The 19,237-nt window shown below is 65.5% G+C and carries 17 protein-coding genes; 12 read left to right on the plus strand and 5 right to left on the minus strand.

Annotated elements, in window-relative coordinates; all coding sequences use genetic code 11:
- Window positions 1-3 precede the first annotated feature (3 nt).
- The 8 genes from trpE to lexA all read left to right on the plus strand — a co-directional run bounded on the left by trpE (window position 4) and on the right by lexA (window position 7,088).
- Window positions 4-1,530, plus strand: a complete 1,527-nt coding sequence (gene trpE / locus K4G67_RS06850) for an anthranilate synthase component I (RefSeq protein ID WP_239805707.1) — start codon at window positions 4-6, stop codon at window positions 1,528-1,530.
- Entirely contained in the window at window positions 1,530-2,297 is a 768-nt protein-coding gene (locus tag K4G67_RS06855) for a phosphodiester glycosidase family protein (protein WP_239805625.1), read from the plus strand. Before trpE ends, K4G67_RS06855 begins: the two co-directional genes overlap by 1 nt.
- Window positions 2,294-2,905 carry an anthranilate synthase component II gene (locus tag K4G67_RS06860; RefSeq protein ID WP_239805626.1) on the plus strand — a complete coding sequence of 204 codons (612 nt, stop codon included), beginning with the start codon at window positions 2,294-2,296 and terminating at the stop codon, window positions 2,903-2,905. Before K4G67_RS06855 ends, K4G67_RS06860 begins: the two co-directional genes overlap by 4 nt.
- A complete protein-coding gene (trpD, locus tag K4G67_RS06865; protein ID WP_239805627.1) occupies window positions 2,902-3,864 on the plus strand; it encodes an anthranilate phosphoribosyltransferase in 963 nt (320 codons plus the stop codon). The genes K4G67_RS06860 and trpD overlap by 4 nt, the downstream gene beginning before the upstream one ends.
- Window positions 3,861-4,649, plus strand: a complete 789-nt coding sequence (gene trpC / locus K4G67_RS06870; RefSeq protein WP_239805628.1) for an indole-3-glycerol phosphate synthase TrpC — start codon at window positions 3,861-3,863, stop codon at window positions 4,647-4,649. Before trpD ends, trpC begins: the two co-directional genes overlap by 4 nt.
- Window positions 4,646-5,137 (plus strand): cyclic pyranopterin monophosphate synthase MoaC, encoded by a 492-nt coding sequence (moaC, locus tag K4G67_RS06875; RefSeq protein ID WP_239805629.1) that lies wholly within the window; start codon window positions 4,646-4,648, stop codon window positions 5,135-5,137. Before trpC ends, moaC begins: the two co-directional genes overlap by 4 nt.
- On the plus strand, window positions 5,134-6,324 hold the full coding sequence (locus K4G67_RS06880; protein ID WP_239805630.1) for a molybdopterin molybdotransferase MoeA: 1,191 nt from the start codon (window positions 5,134-5,136) through the stop codon (window positions 6,322-6,324). Before moaC ends, K4G67_RS06880 begins: the two co-directional genes overlap by 4 nt.
- 86 nt (window positions 6,325-6,410) lie before the next feature.
- The gene (lexA, locus tag K4G67_RS06885; protein WP_239805631.1) at window positions 6,411-7,088 is read left to right on the plus strand and encodes a transcriptional repressor LexA; all 678 of its coding nucleotides are present in this window, start codon (window positions 6,411-6,413) and stop codon (window positions 7,086-7,088) included.
- A 19-nt stretch (window positions 7,089-7,107) separates the two neighbouring features.
- On the opposite strand, the gene K4G67_RS06890 is transcribed toward lexA, so the two are convergent.
- On the minus strand, window positions 7,108-9,378 hold the full coding sequence (locus K4G67_RS06890; protein ID WP_239805632.1) for a ComEC/Rec2 family competence protein: 2,271 nt from the start codon (window positions 9,376-9,378) through the stop codon (window positions 7,108-7,110).
- A 28-nt stretch (window positions 9,379-9,406) separates the two neighbouring features.
- Between K4G67_RS06890 and gltX the strand changes: the two genes are divergently transcribed.
- The 3 genes from gltX to K4G67_RS06905 are packed head-to-tail and all read left to right on the plus strand — an operon-like array spanning window position 9,407 to window position 12,434.
- Complete coding sequence (gltX, locus tag K4G67_RS06895; RefSeq protein WP_239805708.1) at window positions 9,407-10,912, plus strand: glutamate--tRNA ligase; 1,506 nt, start codon at window positions 9,407-9,409, stop codon at window positions 10,910-10,912.
- Between the two features lie 19 nt (window positions 10,913-10,931).
- Window positions 10,932-12,218 (plus strand): citrate synthase, encoded by a 1,287-nt coding sequence (locus K4G67_RS06900; protein ID WP_239805633.1) that lies wholly within the window; start codon window positions 10,932-10,934, stop codon window positions 12,216-12,218.
- Between the two features lie 12 nt (window positions 12,219-12,230).
- Entirely contained in the window at window positions 12,231-12,434 is a 204-nt protein-coding gene (locus tag K4G67_RS06905) for a hypothetical protein (RefSeq protein ID WP_338026400.1), read from the plus strand.
- Window positions 12,435-12,487: 53 nt separating this feature from the next.
- On the opposite strand, the gene K4G67_RS06910 is transcribed toward K4G67_RS06905, so the two are convergent.
- Complete coding sequence (locus K4G67_RS06910) at window positions 12,488-13,714, minus strand: hypothetical protein (RefSeq protein ID WP_239805634.1); 1,227 nt, start codon at window positions 13,712-13,714, stop codon at window positions 12,488-12,490.
- A 222-nt stretch (window positions 13,715-13,936) separates the two neighbouring features.
- Between K4G67_RS06910 and K4G67_RS06915 the strand changes: the two genes are divergently transcribed.
- Window positions 13,937-16,507: a coiled-coil domain-containing protein gene (locus tag K4G67_RS06915; RefSeq protein ID WP_239805635.1), complete on the plus strand. Its 2,571-nt coding sequence runs from the start codon at window positions 13,937-13,939 to the stop codon at window positions 16,505-16,507.
- Here K4G67_RS06915 and K4G67_RS06920 read toward each other — a convergent pair whose 3' ends face one another.
- Genes K4G67_RS06920 through K4G67_RS06930 form a run of 3 tightly spaced genes read right to left on the minus strand, consistent with a single transcriptional unit; the run spans window position 16,508 to window position 19,233 of the window.
- On the minus strand, window positions 16,508-16,807 hold the full coding sequence (locus K4G67_RS06920) for a DUF1467 family protein (RefSeq protein ID WP_239805636.1): 300 nt from the start codon (window positions 16,805-16,807) through the stop codon (window positions 16,508-16,510).
- Between the two features lie 3 nt (window positions 16,808-16,810).
- Window positions 16,811-18,451, minus strand: coding sequence for a ribonuclease J (locus tag K4G67_RS06925; protein ID WP_239805637.1), 1,641 nt, complete (start codon window positions 18,449-18,451; stop codon window positions 16,811-16,813).
- Window positions 18,448-19,233, minus strand: a complete 786-nt coding sequence (locus K4G67_RS06930; RefSeq protein WP_239805710.1) for a type III pantothenate kinase — start codon at window positions 19,231-19,233, stop codon at window positions 18,448-18,450. The genes K4G67_RS06925 and K4G67_RS06930 overlap by 4 nt, the downstream gene beginning before the upstream one ends.
- Between the last annotated feature and the right edge of the window lie 4 nt (window positions 19,234-19,237).

Here is a 19,237-nt window from a genome sequence, read left to right on the forward strand (position 1 = left end):
CCGATGGTGACGGGGGGGACGAGCAACGGGCGGGACCACGACGAACGGGCGCGCGACAATTTGCGGGCGGGAAAATCCGGCGTGGTCTGGCGCCGCATCATCGCCGATTGCGAAACGCCGGTGGGCGCCGCGGTCAAGCTGATGCAGGCGGAGCGCGGCGATTTCCTGCTCGAATCGGTCGAAGGCGGGGAGACACGCGGGCGCTACAGCCTCATCGGGCTGGACCCCGATCTGGTATTTCGCGCAAAGGGCACGCGCGCCGAAATCAATCGCGACTGGCGCCGGGATCGTGACGGTTTCGCCGCGATGGACACCGGCCCGCTTGACAGCCTGCGGGCGCTTGTTGCCGAATGCACGTTCGATGTGCCGGACGAATTGCCCCCGGCATTGGCGTGCCTCGTCGGCTATTTCGGATATGAAACCATCGGCCTTGTCGAAACGGTGGGCCGGCCTGCGCCCAATCCGCTCGACCTGCCCGACATGCTTTTCGTGCGGCCGACGGTCCTGCTCGTTTTCGACAGCCTGAAGGATGCGGTGTTCTGCATCGCACCGGTCTGGGCCGGCGGCGGGGCGGACGATGCGGTTACGGGCGCTGTGGAACGCGTGGAAACCTGCCTCGCGCGGCTTTCAGGGGCACGCCTGCCCCGCAACGATGCAGGGATCGCCCATCCCGAAATCGCGGCGAGCCCTTGCGTGCCAGCCGAAACCTATCGGGACATGGCGCTCCGGGCGAAGGACTACATCACCGCCGGCGATATTTTTCAGGTCGTTCTGGCGCAGCGTTTCACCACGCCCTTCGAATTGCCGCCGCTCGCCCTCTATCGTGCATTGCGGCGGATCAACCCCTCGCCCTTTCTCTATTTCCTCGACCTTCCCGGCTTTGCCCTTACCGGGTCCAGCCCGGAAATCCTGGTGCGGGTCCGCGATGGCGAAGTCACGATCCGGCCCATCGCCGGAACCCGGCCGCGCGGCGACACGCCGCAGCGCGATGCCGCGAACCGCGCCGAACTGCTTGCCGATCCGAAGGAACGGGCCGAACATCTCATGCTGCTCGATCTCGGGCGCAACGACGTGGGCCGGGTGGCACAGGCCGGTACGGTGGAGGTGACCGACAGCTACGCGGTAGAGAACTATTCCCACGTCATGCATATCGTATCGAACGTGGTCGGCCGGCTCGATGCAAAGCACGACGCGGTCGATGCGCTTTTCGCAGGGTTCCCGGCCGGCACGGTGAGCGGTGCGCCGAAGGTGCGCGCCTGTCAGATCATCGCGGAGCTGGAGCCGGAAACACGCGGCGCCTATGCGGGCGGGGTCGGCTATTTCGCGCCGGACGGTTCGGTCGACAGCTGCATCGTGCTGCGCACCGCGGTGGTGAAGGACGGGACCATGCATGTGCAGGCGGGTGCAGGCATCGTCGCCGACAGCGATCCCGACGCGGAACAACGCGAATGCGAGGCGAAATCGGGCGCTCTGTTCGCCGCCGCGCGCGAGGCTGTCCGCATGGCGGGAGAGCCGGATTACGGGCAGTGATGGCGCCGCGGCGCGCTATCCTCTTCGTCCTGATCGCCCTGTCCGCGTGCGGGGGGCAGGATGCCGCCGGGACGGCCGCGCCCCCGTGCCGGACCGAACGGTTCGAGGGGCAGCGTTTCACCCATTGCATCGCCGATCCCGAACGGCACGAAATCGCGCTCTATCTCGACAGTGCGGATGGCCGCCCGCTCGAACGGTTCGGGGCGCTGCGCGATTTTCTGGGCGGGGAGGCGGACCGTATCGCCTTTGCCATGAATGCGGGCATGTATGGGGAGGATCTGCGCCCCATAGGCCTTTACGTCATCGATGGAGAGGAGCGCGTGCCTCTCAACCGCAATGCGGGGCCGGGCAATTTTCACATGGCTCCCAATGGCGTGTTCTATGCCGACGATGCGGGATGGCATGTGGCGACGACCGACGATTACGCGGCGAGCGCCCCCTCGTCGCGGATCGCCACGCAATCGGGGCCAATGCTGGTGATCGGCGGCAAGCTGCACCCGAAGTTCGGCAAAAACGGACCCTCCCGCCACTTTCGCAACGGTGTGGGCGTCGATCGGGACGGAAACGCCCATTTCGTGATCAGCGACGATATGGTTTCCTTTGGTCGCTTCGCCCGGTTTTTTCGCGATGTCGCAAAAACGCCCGATGCGCTCTATCTCGACGGGTCCGTGTCGGGATTGTGGGACCCCGAAGGCGAGCGGATGGATGCCGCGCCCCCGCTTGGCCCCTTGATTGCGGTGCGCAACTCCGCAAAGGCAGAGCCATGATCCTCGTCATCGACAATTACGACAGCTTCACCTGGAACCTGGTCCATTATCTGATGGAGATGGGAGCCGAGGTCGAGGTCGTGCGCAACGATGCCATCACCGCCGCGCGCGCCATCGCGAGCGGCGCATCCGGCTTCCTCCTTTCCCCCGGTCCCTGCACTCCGAACGAGGCGGGGGTGAGCCTCGATCTCGTCGCGGCATGCGCGGATGCGGGGCGCCCGCTGCTCGGCGTGTGCCTCGGCCATCAGGCGATCGGTCAGCATTTCGGCGGCACGGTCGTGCGCGGCGGGCTGATGCATGGAAAGACTTCGCCGGTCACGCACGACGGCGACGGCGTTTTTGCCGGACTGCCCTCGCCCTTCGTCGCGACCCGCTACCACAGCCTCGTGGTCGAGGATGTGCCCGACTGCCTCGTCGTGAACGCATGGACCCCGCGGCCCGAACAGGACGGCATCCACGCCATGGGCTTTCGCCATCGCGACCTTCCCATCCACGGCGTGCAGTTTCATCCCGAAAGCATCGCGACCGAGAATGGTCACGCCCTGCTCGCCAATTTCCTGCGCATCTGCGGCATTGCGGCGACCCTGCCGGCAAGGGTGACGGCATGACGCTCTCGCTCCTGGAAACGAGCGAACTGTTCGGGCGGATGCTCGACGGGATGATGCCGGACACGGACATTGCTGACACGCTGGTCATGATGGCCGAGCGGGGTGAAACGGCGGAGGAGATTGCCGGCGCGGCCACCGCGATGCGCGAACGGATGCTGCCGGTCGCCGCGGTCGAGGGGGCGATCGACGTTTGCGGCACCGGCGGCGACGGGCAGCACAGCCTGAACGTGTCGACGGCGGTGGCGCTCGTCGTCGCGGCAGCGGGGGTGCCGGTGGCAAAGCATGGCAACCGCGCCGCGTCGAGCAAGGCGGGCGGCGCCGATACGCTGGAAATGCTGGGCCTCGACCTTGCGCGGGCGGGGCACCGCGCCGAGGATACCCTGCCCGACCTCGGCATCGCATTCCTGTTTGCGCAGTCCCACCATCCTGCGCTTGCCCGGATCGCACCCATTCGTCGTGAGCTCGGCCGCCGCACGATCTTCAACCTCATCGGTCCTCTCGCCAATCCGGCGGGCGTGCGGCGGCAATTGATCGGCGTCGCGCGGCCCGAATTCGTGCCCACCTATGCCGAGGCGATGCGCCTGCTCGGCACGGAACGCGCGATGATCGTGTCGGGGATGGAGGGGCTCGACGAATTGTCGATCGCCGGGCCGAGCCGGGTCGCGGCCATCGGCATGGATGTGCCGGGTACGCTGACGCCCGCCGATGCCGGGCTGCCGGCCCATCCGCTCGATGCCATTCGCGGCGGCGATGCGGCATATAACGCCGATGCGCTTCGGCGGCTGGTCATGGGCGAACAGGGCGCCTATCGCGATGCGGTCGTGCTGAACGCAGGCGCCGCCCTGTGGCTTGCGGGCATGGCCCCCGACCTTCGCGCCGGGGCGGAGGAAGCAGGCGAAACCATCGACAAGGGGCTGGCGAACGCGCTCCTCAATTGCTGGATCGATACGGTCAAATGACGAACAAGCTCATCGAAATCTGCTCCAACACCCGCGCCCAGGTCGAACGGCGCCGGACAGAACGCACAATCGGCACGCTCGACCTCGCCGCGCGCGGGCGCGAACCGGTGCGCGGGTTCGAAAGCCGTCTGCGCGACGCATCGCGGGACGGGTTCGGCCTGATCGCCGAAATCAAGCGGGCGTCCCCATCCAAGGGCTTGATAAGGGCGGATTTCGATCCTGAATCGCATGCGCGGGACTACGCCGCCGGTGGGGCGACCTGTCTTTCCGTGCTGACCGACGAAACCTATTTTCAGGGGCACGCCGACTATCTCGTCGCCGCGCGGCAGGCCTGCTCCCTCCCCGTGCTATGCAAGGATTTCATGGTCGATCCGTGGCAGGTGGCGGAGGCGCGCGCCATCGGGGCCGATGCCATCCTGATCATCGTCGCCGCTCTTGACGATGTGCAGATGGCAGAGATCGAGGCTGCGGCCCTCGAACGCGGGATGGACGTTTTGATCGAGGTGCATGACGAGGGTGAGATGGAGCGCGCCCTGGGGCTGCGCTCGCGCCTGCTCGGCGTGAACAACCGTGATCTGCGCAGCTTCGTGACCGATCTCGCCGTGACCGAACGCTTGGCCGGGCTCGCCCCCGCCAATGCGCTGCTCGTCGGCGAAAGCGGCATCGCGACACACCAGGATTGCGAACGGCTCGCGCAAAGCGGCGTGCGCTGTTTCCTCGTCGGCGAAAGCCTCATGCGGCAGGACGATGTAGAAGGCGCGACCCGGCGCCTGCTCCACGGATGAGCGAGCTCACCCATCTCGATGCCGAGGGCAATGCCCGCATGGTCGATGTCGGCGCGAAAGCCGTGACCCGGCGGGTCGCCGTCGCCTCCGGCCGGATCGTCATGTCCGCACAGGCGCGCGAGGCGATCCGGCAGGGCACGGTGCAAAAGGGCGACGTGCTCGCCACCGCGCGCGTCGCGGGCATCATGGCGGCGAAGCGGACAGGCGAGCTCATCCCGCTGTGTCATCCGCTCGGCCTCGATTCCGTGGCGATCGACTTCGCGTGGGAGAGCGACGCCCTGCGCGTTACGGCCACCGCCGCCATCTCTGCGAAAACCGGCATCGAAATGGAAGCGATTACCGCAAGCTGCGTCGCACTGATGACCATCTATGACATGGCGAAGGCGATCGACAAGGGGATGGTGATCGACGCGGTCCGCCTGATCGCGAAGGATGGCGGAAAATCGGGCCGCTGGCGCGCCGCAGGGTTCGAGGATTTCGAACCGTGACCCCGTTGCTCGACCTCGAAGACGCGCAGCAAAGGCTCTTGGCCATGGCCGCGCCGACGCAAGGCGAGACGATTGCGGTCGAGAGCGCCGCGGGGCGTTACCTTGCCGAACCGCTGCTCGCCCGGCGGACGCAGCCGTCGCACCCGCTTTCGGCGATGGACGGATGGGCGGTGCGCGGCGCCGACATGCCCGGACCATGGACGATCGCCGGGGAAAGCGCGGCCGGCCATCCCTTCGCCGAAGAAGTCGATGCGGGCCGTGCGGTGCGCATTTCGACCGGCGCCATCGTACCGCCGGGCGCCGACGCGGTTCTCGTGCAGGAAGAGTGCCGGCGTGACGGCAATACGCTCCATTTCGCAGGAACGGCGCCCGATCCGCTGTCCCGCCACATTCGCCCGCGCGGGCTCGATTTCACCGAGGGTTCGGTTCTCCTGAGCGCTGGCGCGCGGTTGAGCCCCGCCGCCCTCGCCCTCGCGATCGGCGGCGGACATGGCACGGTGCCGGTGCGGCGCCGACCGCGGGTGACCATCCTCGATTGCGGCGACGAATTGCGGGCCCCGGGCGAACCGCTGGGTCCGGGCGACTTGCCGGCCAGCAACGGGCCGATGCTGACCGCGATGTGCGGCGAGCTGCCCTGCGATGTGACACGCCGCGGACCCGTCGCCGATGAGCGGGAGGCGCTCCTCGCCGCGTTCGGAACGGCAGACGACGCCGATCTGGTCATCACAAGCGGCGGTGCATCGGTGGGCGATCACGATCTGATCCGGCCGACCCTGGAATCCATGGGGGCTGAACTCGCATTCTGGCGCGTGGCGATGAAGCCGGGCAAGCCGGTGATGGTCGCGCGCAGGGGGCGGCAGATCGTGCTCGGCCTGCCGGGCAATCCGGTGTCCTGCTTCGTCACCGCATTCCTGTTCGCCCTCCCCCTTATCCGCGCCATGAACGGCTGTACCAACCCTCTCCCTACTGCGCAGACCATGCCGCTGCGCGGTTCGCTCGAACCGGTCGGGAAAAGAGCGGAATTCATTCGCGCACGCATTCACGAAGGCATGGTCGAACCCCTGCGGCTTCAGGATAGCGGTGCGATCGCTCCGCTTGCCGTGGCAGATGCCCTGATCGTTCGCCCGGCGCACGCAAAATGCATCCAAAACGGAGACGACGTGCCCATCTTTCGCCTATATGGTTAGAAGGACGATTGACGGCGTTCCGTTTGTTGCCTAACTGTTCCTTATTCGTTCACGGATTGATTTCGTAGAACAGGAGGAACGAACCGATGCTCACGCGCAAGCAGCATGAATTGCTGGTATTTATTCAGGACCGGCTCGACGAAACCGGGATCTCCCCCTCGTTCGAGGAGATGAAGGACGCGATCGACCTGAAATCGAAATCGGGTGTGCATCGGCTCATTTCCGCGCTCGAAGAACGTGGCTTCATACGCCGCCTCCCCAACCGCGCCCGCGCGCTCGAGGTGATACGCCAGACCGATCGTCCCGGCGCGGACTCGAAGGTGGAGGCCGGAACCGTCGTGCCCCTCAACCGCAAGAGCGGCAACACTGCGCCCGCAAATGACGTCGTCGAAATCCCGCTGCACGGCCGTATTGCCGCGGGCATGCCGATCGAGGCGCTCGAGGATCAGCAGATGCTGCCGGTGCCGGCCGCATTGCTCGGTGCCGGCGAGCATTATGCGCTCGAAGTGTCGGGGGATTCCATGATCGAGGCCGGAATTTTCGATGGCGATTTCGCACTCGTCCGCCGTACCGAAGAGGCGCGCGATGGCGAGATTATCGTCGCTCTCGTCCATGGTGTGGAGGCGACTTTGAAATATCTGCATCGCGATGCCGGAAAGGTTCGCCTCGATCCTGCCAATGCAGCGTATGAGGCCCAGGTATACGACGCTCACGATGTGCAGGTGCAAGGACGGCTTGCGGGTCTCCTGCGGCGCTATCACTGAGAAGAGAGGGGCGCCTTCGTCATTTCATCGCCTGTGCCGGCACCCCGCTGCGCCGCCAGCCGTGCCCGTCACCGGGATTGCGGGCATAGGCGATGGCCCCACTTTCGAAATCGTATGTCATGCCGCCCCTGCGCGTAAGCAGGGCGCGATCCGCCTTCAGACTGCGCGGCTTGCACGCGCCGGGTAACTTCCACTCCGCGATCACGATATCGCTGTCGGTGCATGCCGCAACCATCGCCGCGTAATCGACGGTCGCCCGGCGCTGCGACACCATGATGCGCCGTTGCCGCATTTCGAACCGGCAAAAGGCGCGGTTGCATTCCGCTCCCGGAATGTTTTCCAGTCTCGCGTAATCGCCGATGTCAGGATCGACACCGGCATGTTCGAGCAGCGCATCGCGCGTGAAACCGGCGCGGTCGCGCAACAGATAGATCCGCCCGCTTTCGTCCGCGATCGCGACATGCCGGCCCTCCGCCGCTATCATGAGATCGGGTGCAGGCTGTATCGCCAGCATCACGACCCCCGTTCCCATCGGGATCAACCCGTACAATCGGATGCGCCCCGACCAAAGCGCACACCAGAAAAACCCCGCGGCAAACAGAAGGATGGACCATAGCGGCGGCTGCGCCCGCAGGATCACCGAATTCTCCGAACCGGATGCCAGAAACGCAATTTCGATCAGCGCCTGAAGCGCCCACCCCGTCGCCATCCATACCGGGCCGCCCAGCCCGATCAGATCCAGCGCGAGCGACAGGCCGAGCAACGGCATGACCAATGCGGTCGTGAGCGGTATCGCCACCAGATTGGCGAAAGGCCCGAACACCCCGGTGCGATGAAAATGAAAGAGGACGAGCGGCGACAAGCACGCCTCGACCACCAGCCCGGTCAGGAAAAGAGCCACGACCGGACGCCACCATCCGCGCCCCTCTTCGCGGCGCGCAAGGAAATCCTGTATCCCCGCACTGTTGTGAAAGGCGACGATGGCGATCACGGCGGCAAAGCTGAATTGAAAGGACGGACCGACGACGGCTTCCGGCCAGAAAAACATGATCGTCATCGCCGCAATCGCGATCAGGCGCAGGGAGAGCGCCTGCCGCCCGACAGACAATGCGAACAGAACGAGAAACGATGCGATGCATGCGCGGATCGTCGGCAATGCCGCCCCGGTAAGCAGGGTATAACCGAGCGCCGCCCCCGCCCCCGCCGTCCCCGCGAGGATCGGCAGGCGCCAACGCAAAGCGACGGCAGGAAACAGCCCGCCAATCCGCATCACCACGAACCAGGCGATCGCCACCACCGCCCCGACATGCAGCCCGCTGATCGACAGCAGGTGCGCCAGTCCGGCGTCGCGCATCGCCTGCGCGCTAATTTCGTCGATGGCGCTGCGGTCACCACTCGCCAGCGTGGCGCCGATGGCGACGGCGGCGGCGTCGATACCGGCAACCGTATCGAGCCGTTCGCGCACATGACGGGCGAGATCGCGGCGCCATGCACCCAACCCTCCACCCGTCGGCGATGCCTCGGCGGCGACCCCGGCCGCCCCCGGCGCGATGAGGCGCGGCGGATCGAGCGCCGATCCCGTGGCGGCCACGCCGTCGAACCACGCGACCCGCGCGAAATCGTAAGCGCCCGGCAACACCGGATGCGTCGGCGGGGTCAGTCGTGCACGAACCGCGATATTGGCCCCCTCCTTGAGAAACGGGCGGTCATCCTCGGCCTTGATATTGATGCGCGCGCGGATCGTGCGCTCCTCCCGCGGGTCGCGCGTCGCGATCATGAGCCGCACGCGATTCAGGGATGGTTGCTCCTCCCGCTCCAGCACGGTGGCCGTGATGGGCGCCACGACCGGCCCGCCGATGGGGGGCGTCCCAACGAGTTCTGACCGCGCCCAGATGAGCCCGAGGCCGACGCCAAACATCGTCGCCAGACCGATTGCCGCACTGCGCACCAGGGGCCGCGAACCGTCGGGCTGGCGCGTGGCGAAGGCGCCGGCGATCACCCCGCACACGCCAAGCGCGAACAGCCATTCGGCCACCCCCGGCAAAACGAACCAGGCCCCGATTCCCGCCAGCATCGCCACCGCGAGCCAGGGCATACGCTCGAACGGCCGGTCGGTCAGAAAGGCTTCGGCACGGTTCAGCAGGCTGGACAAACTGCCGCGCTTGCCCCATTGCCGCAAACGCGAAGACGATGGCCCCGCGGCATGCGGCGCGCCATCCGGTTCGCCCGCAATCGGGATGCCGGATCGCCCATCGAAGGCGTCGGGTTTCGGAAATTGCGGCGCGACCATGGGTTTATTGGATAGGAAGCGGCACCAGATGGCAAGCGGCAGCGTTACAGGGTCCACCGACAGTCCGGCGGATACGCCCGGGACCGAGCGCCCGGTGGTCACCCGGTTTGCGCCGTCGCCGACCGGTTTCCTGCATATCGGCGGCGCGCGGACCGCCCTGTTCAACTGGCTCTTCGCGCGCCATCACGGCGGCCGCGCGCTGCTCCGGATCGAGGATACCGACCGTGCCCGTTCGACCGAGGAGGCGATCGACGCGATTCTAGACGGGCTGGACTGGCTCGGCCTCGATTACGACGATCCGCCCGTCTTTCAATCGGAGCGGGCCGAACGCCATGTCGCCGTCGCCAACCGGCTGCTCGATGCAGGGCATGCGTATAAATGCTATGCCACGGCGGAAGAACTCGAACAGATGCGTAGCGAGCAGCGCGCCGCGAAGAAGCCGCTGCGCTACGATGGCCGGTGGCGCGACCGGGATCCCGCCGATGCGCCGGCCGATGCGCCCTATGTCGTGCGGCTGAAAACGCCGGAACAGGGCGAAAGCGTCATCCATGACGCGGTGCAGGGCCGCGTGAAGGTCCGCAATTGCGAAATTGACGATTACGTGTTGCTGCGTTCCGACGGCACGCCGACCTACATGCTCGCCGTGGTGGTCGACGACCATGACATGGGCGTCACCCACGTGATCCGCGGCGACGATCATTTGAACAACGCCTTTCGCCAATTGCCGATCATTCATGCGATGAACGCGATCACCGGCGAATGGGCGGAACCGATCTATGCGCATATCCCGCTCATTCATGGGGCGGACGGCGCGAAACTGTCGAAACGTCACGGCGCCATGGGGGTCGATGCCTATCGCGACGAGATGGGCCTGCTTCCCGAAGCGGTGTCGAACTACCTGTTGCGGCTCGGCTGGGGCTATGGCGATCGCGAAATCATCGACCGGCACGAGGCGATCGCCCTGTTCGACCTGTCGGGCGTCGGCAAGAGCGCGTCGCGCTTCGACACGAAGAAGCTCGCCAATCTGAACGGCCATTACATGCGCGAGGCGGATGACGGCAGGCTCGCAGACCTCGCCGCCCCCCGTATCGCCGCATTGGAGGCAGGCTTTGACCCGGGGCGCGATCGCGACCTGCTGGTGCAGGCGATGCCGTCGCTCAAGGCGCGGGCCAAGAACCTGGACGAACTGGCCGAAGGTGCGCTGTTCCTGTTCCGCAGCCGTCCGCTCCCCATGGACGAGAAGGCCGCGAAACTGTTGACCGACGATGCGCGGCAGCTTCTTGTCGGCGCACATGAAAGGCTGCTCGCGGCAGATGTCTGGACAAGCGAAAGCCTCGAGGCCAGTTTGAAGCAGATGGCCGAGGAACGCGAGCTCGGTCTGGGCAAGATCGCGCAACCCTTGCGTGCGGCGCTGACCGGGCAGGCGGTTTCGCCGGGAATTTTCGATGTTCTGGTCCTGCTCGGTCGCGAGGAAAGCCTGGCGCGCATCGCCGCGCAGACCCCCGCCGCGGCGCAGACCGATACCAACCGTTGATTGATGAAGGAGAACTCAAGTGGGCGACACTAACGCGACACTGAACGCGAAGGGCGATACGAACAATTTCGAGATCAAAAGCGGCACGCTCGGTCCCGATGTCGTCGACATTCGCAAGCTCTACGCCAATACCGGCATGTTCACGTATGATCCGGGCTTCACCTCGACGGCGAGCTGCGATTCCGCGCTCACCTATATCGATGGCGAGGAAGGCGTGCTGCTGCACCGCGGCTATCCCATCGGACAGCTCGCCGAGCATTCCAGCTTCATGGAAGTCGCGCACCTGCTGCTCAATGGCGAATTGCCGAGTGCGGACGCGCTGGACGATTTCACCTACACCATCACGCGCCACACCATGCTGCACGATCAGCTGCGCCAGTTCTATCAGGGTTTCCGCCGCGACGCGCACCCGATGGCGATCATGTGCGGCGCGGTCGGCGCATTGTCCGCGTTCTATCACGACAGCACCGATATTTCGGACCCGGAACACCGCAAGATCAGCTCGCACCGCCTGATCGCGAAAATGCCGACGATCGCGGCGATGGCGTATAAATACGCCATCGGTCAGCCTTTCATGCAGCCGGACAATTCGCTGTCCTACACCGGCAATTTCCTGCGCATGACCTTTGGCGTTCCGGCCGAGGAATACGAGGTGAACCCGGTCGTGGAACGCGCGCTGGACCGTATCTTCATCCTGCATGCCGACCATGAACAGAACGCATCGACCTCCACCGTGCGCCTCGCCGGTTCGTCGGGCGCCAACCCGTTCGCCTGCATCGCGGCGGGCATTGCCTGTCTGTGGGGTCCGGCGCATGGCGGCGCGAACGAAGCGGCGCTCAATATGCTTCACGAAATTGGCACGCCGGGCAAGATTCCCGAATATATCGCCCGTGCCAAGAACAAGGACGATCCGTTCCGCCTGATGGGTTTCGGGCACCGCGTGTACAAGAATTACGACCCGCGCGCGACGGTCATGCAGAAAACCGTCCGCGAAGTGTTCGAAGCGCTGAACGTTTCCGATCCGGTGTTCGAAGTCGCGTTGCAGCTTGAGGAAATGGCATTGAACGACGATTATTTCGTCGAGAAGAAGCTTTTCCCCAATGTCGATTTCTATTCTGGCGTGATCCTGTCGGCGATCGGCTTCCCGACGACGATGTTCACCGCGCTGTTCGCGCTCGCCCGCACGGTGGGCTGGGTCGCGCAATGGAACGAGATGATCTCCGATCCCGCACAGCGTATCGGCCGCCCGCGTCAGCTGTATACCGGCCCGGCGCAGCGCGACTACGTGCCTGTCGACAAGCGTTAAGGAGAAAGGGCGGTGTTGCGCATCATCATGCAGGTGTTCGGCACCGCCCTCGTCCTCGTCGGCGGGCTCTGGACGCTTCAGGGGCTCGGCCTCGTGATGTGGCCGGCGGAAAGCTTCATGCTCGGGCAGGACAGCTGGGCGGTTTATGGCGGAATCGCGATGGCGGTCGGGCTTGTGCTGCTATGGCTGACGCGGCGGCGCATACCGCGCCGTTGATTGCGACTTGAACGAACCGGAAAGGGTGAAGGCCGCGCCTTCGCCCTTTTTTGTCACCCGCGCCGCGCGTTTCCGCCGCCGCGCGCAACCACGACCCATAGAGCGAGCACCAGCGCCGAAAGCACCATGGCAAACGGCGCCAGCATCCCTGTATAGGCGAAGAGGGCAAGCCCCGCGCACAGCACGAACCGGTCGGCGAGCCACACCCGCATCCGTTCCGGTTCTACCTGCAACTCGCCGATCGCGACGACCGCAACCAACACGAAGGCAAGGTACCAGCCCCCGAACCACGACCAGTCGCCATCGGTCAAGGCGAAGCCAAGCGCGACAAACAGCACAAGATCGAACAGCGACGCGGCGCCGCGCCACATGCCGCTTCGCGCGGTCATGCCGATCCGGCCCTGCCGCACCGCTTCTTCGAGGACGAGCGCACCGCGCCCGGCGAGCCATGCGAAAGCGAACAGGAGCAGGCCGCTCCCTGCCGAAAGAAAAGCCGTCACCCCGCCCGCCACGAGCAGGACGGCCAGCGCCGCATACCAGAGCAGGACCGGCGAACGGTCGGTTTCAAGGAAACTGGCACTGAACCGCCGCACCGCCATGGCCGCGAGGCGTGGCCCCGGCGTCTTTCCGCGCGTCTCTTCAAGGCTGCGCGAAAGCTGCGCCGCCTCGACCTCTTGCGCGATATGATTGTTCGCCACGATGGCCCAGCGATGATCGGCAAGGCACGCCTCGTCGACCGGCTTCGTCGCCACGCCGGCCATGAGTGCGATGCGCAGAAGGGACGAGGCAACGTCGCAATCGCGCGGCAACTGGCGCAGGCGTTCGCATAGCGAGCCCGGCATCAACAGCAGCCCGGCCCAGGCGCGTTCGGCATCCAGCCTTTCGAACCCCAGCGCAAGCCCCGGCTCGATCGGCAGGGTCGCAACCATCGACCCCTTGTCGAGCATCGGCAACGCCGCCGACGGGTCGGACAGCAGCCCATCGGAAAGCAGCAATATTTCATCCGCCGTGCTCACCATCGCACACAGCGCCGGGGCATCCGAAATCCTGCGCGCATCGACGCCATTATCGCGGGCCGCGCGCAGAACGCCATCGACGCCCTCCTCCCCCGCATCGGCGAGCAGCAGGATGCGTTGCGCCCCGGCCGCCAGTGCGAGGTCGAGCTGATGCCGGATCACGGCCTGCCCGCCCACGCGAAGCCGTGCCCGCGGACGGGACATGCCCGGACGAAGGCCGTTCCCCTCGAACGGCTCCAGCATGGAAAGAACGGCGACGCGCAACGAAATTTCCCCAATTCGATACGTTTGCAAAAGCTGGAATTGCAAGAATGCGCCCGGCAGCGTGCTTCCTCACAATCATCGGGCAGGGCTATTCATGGATCGCACCACGCCCCGATGCAAGTCGGCGCAGCGCCAATTTACCCGTGTGCGGACGCAAAAGCTGCGCAAAAGCGGACCGACGAAGGGTTCCGCAAGACGCGAACCATGCTATTTGCAACGGTCATGAAAGAACAGCGCAATATCGTGTCCATCGGCACGGACGAGCAGACCGATCCCGCCGTCACCGCCCCCGTTGCGGAGGAGCGGACCGAGGTCGAAACGGACTGGAACGCGGAGCCTGAGGCCGCGGCACCGAAGGCGCGCGGGTGGGTCGCGCCTGTCATGGTGGCGGTCGCGATTGTCGCTTGGACGGCGTTCTATGCCTATGCGCAGCGCGATGCCGCAGCGGGCGGCGATGCGGGTCGATGGGCCGAAATGATCGTGGCATGGTCGATGCCGGTGCTCCTGATCCTCGCCGGCTGGGCGGTTGCGATGCGGTTCAGCAGGGCCGAGGCGAGCCGCTTTGCCGAAAGCGCGGCGCTGCTGCGCGACGAAGCGCGTTCGCTTGAAGACCGGCTGGTGCGCGTCAACGGCGAACTCAGCATCGCGCGCGAATTCCTGACCTATCAGGCGCGCGATCTCGAATCGTTGGGCCGCGTGGCGACCGATCGCATCGGGGAAAGCGCGCATCGCCTCGAAACGCTGATCGGGGAGAACGGCGCCCGGATCGAAACGCTGCACGAAACCAGTCGCAAGGCGCTGACCAACATGGAAAACCTGCGCGGGCAGATTCCGGTCCTCACCAATGCCACCCGCGATCTTACCAATTCCATCGGGCAGGCCGGCTCGACCGCCGATGATCAGGTCGCACGGCTGACCTCCGGGTTCGCACGGCTTGGCGAGGCTGGCGAGGCCAGCACACTCAAAATCGACGCGATGCACGACCGGGCGGGCACCGTCTTGATCGAGTTCGAGCGACGGCTTGCGCAGCTCGGCGAGGAAACGACGGAACGTTTCGCCGCACTCGACCGCGAAAGCGCCGCGCTGCGCGAGCGCATCGGGGCGCAGCAGGGCGAAGGGATCGACGCGCTCCGTAGCCAGTGTCGCGCGCTCGAAGAGGCGCTTGACGCCGCGCGCGCGCGCATCGACGAAAGCCGTCAGCACGGGCTCGATGGCTTGCGCGAACAGCTCGGCGCGATCGATACAGGGGCGCAGGACGTGGGCCGGCAATGGCACGCGCGCCTCGGCGAAATCGGCGCGGGCGCCGATGCGCTCTTCGCGAAGATCGACGCGACCGGTCAGGAAGCGCTCAACGCGACGGGCGCGCGGGTCCGCGCTCTATCCGCGGAAATCAGCCGTCTGCACGACGATCTCGCCCGGCGCGGCGAAACGATGGATGCACAACTCGCCGAACGCCTCGTGCAGGCAGAGGACGCGAGCCATGCGATGACCGAACGGCTGGGCGAGCGGCTCGGCGATCTCGACGGGGAGATCGAACAGCGGCGTCAGCGTTACGAAGCGGCCAGCGGCGATCTCGCCCGTCATGCCGAGCATATCTCGACGCAGCTGGCCGAATATGGCGAACGGATGGACGACGCGGCTTCCCGCGGGCGCGCAGCGGAAGAAACGATCGCGACCGGGCTGGCCGCGCTGTCGCGGCAGCTGGGCGATAGCCGTGAGGCTTTGAACGGAACCGATGCGGCGGTGGGCGCGCTTCGGGAACAAAGTGCGCGTCTGCTTGACCTGATCGAGGCCAGCGCCCGCCATTCTCGCGATAGTCTGCCGCAAGCGCTGACCGAGGCGGAGGAACGGCTTGAAACCATGGACCGCAGCGTGACCTCGGTGCGCGATATGGTGAACGAGGCGAGCAACGATGGCCAGCGTCTGAGTCAGGCGATTGCCGCCACGCGGGAGCAGACCCGCTCCGCCATGGCCGAAATCGATGCATTGCACGACACGATGCAGGCACGCGGTGCGGATCATGCGGAACAGCTCATCGAATTGCGCGACATGGTAAAACGCACCCGCGCCGATGCCGAGGCCATGACGGCAACGGCCGAGGCGGCGCTCGACGGTGCGGTCCGCACCTTGGCGGAGGCGAACCGGTCCGCCATTGCCGAGATCGAAAGCCATTCGGCAAAGGCGGTCGCGGCGCTCGCCGCCGATGTCGGGACACGGACCGGCGCGGCGGTGGAGGACGCGTTGAACCGGACGGGCGGGAAAACCGTGGCCGCCTTCGATGCGACGCTCGCGCAGGCGACCGAGGCGGCACGGACCGCCGCCCGACAACTGGAGGAACGGCTTCGCGGCATTGACGAGCTGACTGCTCATCTCGAACATCGCATCGCGGAGGCACGCGCCCGCGCCGAGGAGGACAGCGACGAAGGGTTCGCCCGGCGCGTCGCGCAGATAACGGACGCGCTTCATTCCACGGCCATCGACATCGACAAGGTGCTCTCTGCCGAGGTCAGCGAAACCGCATGGCAGGCATATTTGCGTGGTGAACGCGGCATTTTCACGCGCCGTGCGGTGCGCCTGCTCGACAATGGCGAGGCGCGTTCGGTCCACGACCATTACGAGGCCGACGCCGAATTTCGTGAGAACGTCAATCGTTACATTCGCGACTTCGAAACGATGCTGCGCAACCTGTTGTCCACGAGGGACGGCAATGCGCTGTCGATCACGCTGCTGTCGTCCGACATGGGCAAGCTTTACGTCGCGCTCGCGCAAGCGATCGAGCGGATCCGCAAATAGCTATTCCGCCTCGTATTGCCGGGCGGCGATCTCTTCGGGAGGGTTGACGAAATTGAGATCGTCGACCGTGATCCAACCCGCCCGGTAATTGGCATAGAACAGCGCGAACAATGCCGCCGACAGCAGCGTTGCGCGCATGATAACCTGCATCGGGCGGAAATTGACCGGCGCACTGTCCGCTTGGCCCGAAATTCCGCCCTCACCCGTTTCGTTATGCGTGCGAATGCCGAAGGGCATGACGACGAACGCCGCCATGACCCAGAACAGCAAATAGATCGCAAGGCCGGACGTCAGCTGCATCGATCAACCCATGGTCATCACGACGACCTGCGGGTTCTTGCCCGACCACCGGCGCGCGGCACGACGGGCCGCAAGGCGGGCGGCCTCGTGAACGGCGGAGCGGTCCTTGGCGCGCCCCCCCTTCAACCGGCCGAGCGCCTTGCCGATGTCGGCCTGCGCCTCGGCGACGAAATCGTCCATGTCCTCGTCAAGCGGGAGGCCGATCGCGCTGATGGCGGGGGCGGTCTTCGTGCCCTTGCCCGGCAAGACCACGGTGACCAGGCCATTGGCCGCGAGCCTGCGCCGCGCGGCGATGGATTCGCCATCCGCCGGCACGATGATGTCCCCGTCGAGCAGCAGGCGCCCGGCCTGCGTCTCACCGATCTTGTGCGGCTTACCGGGCGCGAGGCGAACGATATCGCCGTTACGCTGATCGATGGCATGGGGGATGCCCTGCTCCCGCCCGAGCCGTGCCTGCTCCATCATATGGCGCGTTTCGCCATGCACGGGAACGAGGATTTCGGGCTTCAGCCAGCCATACAGCTCGATCAGTTCGGGACGGCCGGGATGGCCGGACACATGGATGAGTTCCTGCCGGTCGGTGACCATTTCGATCCCGCGGCGGGCCAGCTGATTCATGATGTAGCCGATGGCCAGCTCGTTGCCGGGGATCTGCCGGCTGGAAAACAGGACGACATCGCCCTTGCTGAGTTCGAGCGGGTGGTTTTCCGCTGCGATCCGGCCAAGGGCGGCGCGCGGTTCACCCTGCCCGCCCGTCGCCACGATGAGCAGCTCGCCGCGCGGAACATCCATCGCCTCGTCGAAGCTGACCGTTTCGGGGAAATCGAGCAGATATCCGCTTTTCTGCGCCGCGCCGATGATACGGTCGAGCGAACGGCCCGCCACGCACAGGGTCCGCCCGCTTTCCTTCGCCACCCGGCCCAGGGTCTGAAGCCGCGCAACATTGGATGCAAACGTGGTGACAAGGACGCGCTTGCCGGCATGGCGCGCGATTTCCGCCTCGAGCGCCTTGCGCACCTCGCCTTCGGAGCCGGATGCCGACGGATTGAACACATTGGTCGAATCGCACACGAGCGCCAGCACGCCATCGTCACCGATTTCGCGCAATTCCTCAGGCGTTGCCGGTTCGCCAACCTGCGGATCGCTGTCCAGCTTCCAGTCGCCGGTATGGAAGACGCGGCCATAAGGCGTGTCGATCAGCAGGGCGTTACCCTCCGCAATCGAATGCGCGAGCGGAACATAACGGATCCCGAACGGCCCGACCTGAAACTCGTCGAGATGGTCGATGATGCGCAGTTCGACTTCATCCTGAATGCCGGCTTCTTCCAGTTTCAGCCGCACCAGTTCGGCGGTGAACGGGGTGGCATAGATCGGCACGCCGAGATCGGCCGCGAAATAGGGCACCGCGCCGATGTGATCTTCATGCGCATGGGTGACGACGATCGCCTCAAGATCGTCGAGCCGCTCCTCGATGAAATCGAGGTCGGCAAAGACGAGATCGACGCCGGGATAGCCCGGATCGGAAAACGTCATGCCCAGATCGACCATGAGCCACTTGCCATCGCAGCCATATAGATTGACGTTCATGCCAATCTCTCCCGATCCGCCAAGCGCGAGGAAGAGAAGTTCGTTTTTCGGTTTCATAAGTTCTTTCCGGCCCGTTCTGCCAGTATGGCCAGGCCTGTAAGCGTAAGGTCGACGTCGACGACGTCAAAAATATCGGTGTGCGTATCGAATAGCAGGGCAAGACCGCCGGTGGCGACCACCTTGACCGGGCGGCCGATTTCCGACCGAAGCCGGGCGACCAGCCCTTCCATCATGGCAACATAGCCCCAGAAGACGCCGATGTGCATCTGCGTTTCCGTGTTGCGACCGATGACGGAGCTGTTCTGGCTCGGCCCCTCTATCGCGATGCGCGGAAGCTTTGCCGCCGCATTGACCAGCGCGTCGAGCGACAGGTTGATCCCCGGCGCAATGATGCCCCCTTTGTAGGCGCCATTGAAATCGACCACATCGAAGGTGGTGGCCGTGCCGAAATCGATCACGATGAGGTCCCCGGGGATCGCATCGTGCGCGGCAATCGCATTCACCGCCCGATCCGCACCGAGCGAGCGCGGCTCCTCCACATCGATGTCGATGCCCCAGCCATCCGCGCTTTCCCCTGCGAAAATGGGGGCGGTGCCGAAATATTTCTCGCCGAGCACCGCCATGTTGTGCCGCGAACGGGGAACCACCGACGATACGATGATCCTGTCGATATCCGCAAAGGTCATCCCGCCAATCGCGAACAGCTGCATGAGCCAAACCGCATATTCGTCCGCCGTGCGGCGCGCATCGGTCGCGATCCGCCAACGGGCGCGAACGTCGCGGCCCGCGATCACCGCAAAGACAATATTGGTGTTTCCAACATCGACGGCCAGCAACATGGCT

Origin of the sequence: Croceicoccus hydrothermalis, from assembly GCF_022378335.1 — a bacterium.
Lineage (GTDB): Bacteria > Pseudomonadota > Alphaproteobacteria > Sphingomonadales > Sphingomonadaceae > Croceicoccus > Croceicoccus hydrothermalis.

Bases quoted from the DNA above. Each gene is read 5' to 3' on its own strand.
- trpE (WP_239805707.1), top strand. From the start codon at position 4: ATGGTGACGGGGGGGACGAGCAACGGGCGGGACCACGACGAACGGGCG.
- K4G67_RS06855 (WP_239805625.1), top strand. From the start codon at position 1,530: ATGGCGCCGCGGCGCGCTATCCTCTTCGTCCTGATCGCCCTGTCCGCG.
- K4G67_RS06860 (WP_239805626.1), top strand. From the start codon at position 2,294: ATGATCCTCGTCATCGACAATTACGACAGCTTCACCTGGAACCTGGTC.
- trpD (WP_239805627.1), top strand. From the start codon at position 2,902: ATGACGCTCTCGCTCCTGGAAACGAGCGAACTGTTCGGGCGGATGCTC.
- trpC (WP_239805628.1), top strand. From the start codon at position 3,861: ATGACGAACAAGCTCATCGAAATCTGCTCCAACACCCGCGCCCAGGTC.
- moaC (WP_239805629.1), top strand. From the start codon at position 4,646: ATGAGCGAGCTCACCCATCTCGATGCCGAGGGCAATGCCCGCATGGTC.
- lexA (WP_239805631.1), top strand. From the start codon at position 6,411: ATGCTCACGCGCAAGCAGCATGAATTGCTGGTATTTATTCAGGACCGG.
- K4G67_RS06890 (WP_239805632.1), bottom strand. From the start codon at position 9,378: ATGGTCGCGCCGCAATTTCCGAAACCCGACGCCTTCGATGGGCGATCC.
- gltX (WP_239805708.1), top strand. From the start codon at position 9,407: ATGGCAAGCGGCAGCGTTACAGGGTCCACCGACAGTCCGGCGGATACG.
- K4G67_RS06915 (WP_239805635.1), top strand. From the start codon at position 13,937: ATGAAAGAACAGCGCAATATCGTGTCCATCGGCACGGACGAGCAGACC.
- K4G67_RS06920 (WP_239805636.1), bottom strand. From the start codon at position 16,807: ATGCAGCTGACGTCCGGCCTTGCGATCTATTTGCTGTTCTGGGTCATG.
- K4G67_RS06925 (WP_239805637.1), bottom strand. From the start codon at position 18,451: ATGAAACCGAAAAACGAACTTCTCTTCCTCGCGCTTGGCGGATCGGGA.
- K4G67_RS06930 (WP_239805710.1), bottom strand. From the start codon at position 19,233: ATGTTGCTGGCCGTCGATGTTGGAAACACCAATATTGTCTTTGCGGTG.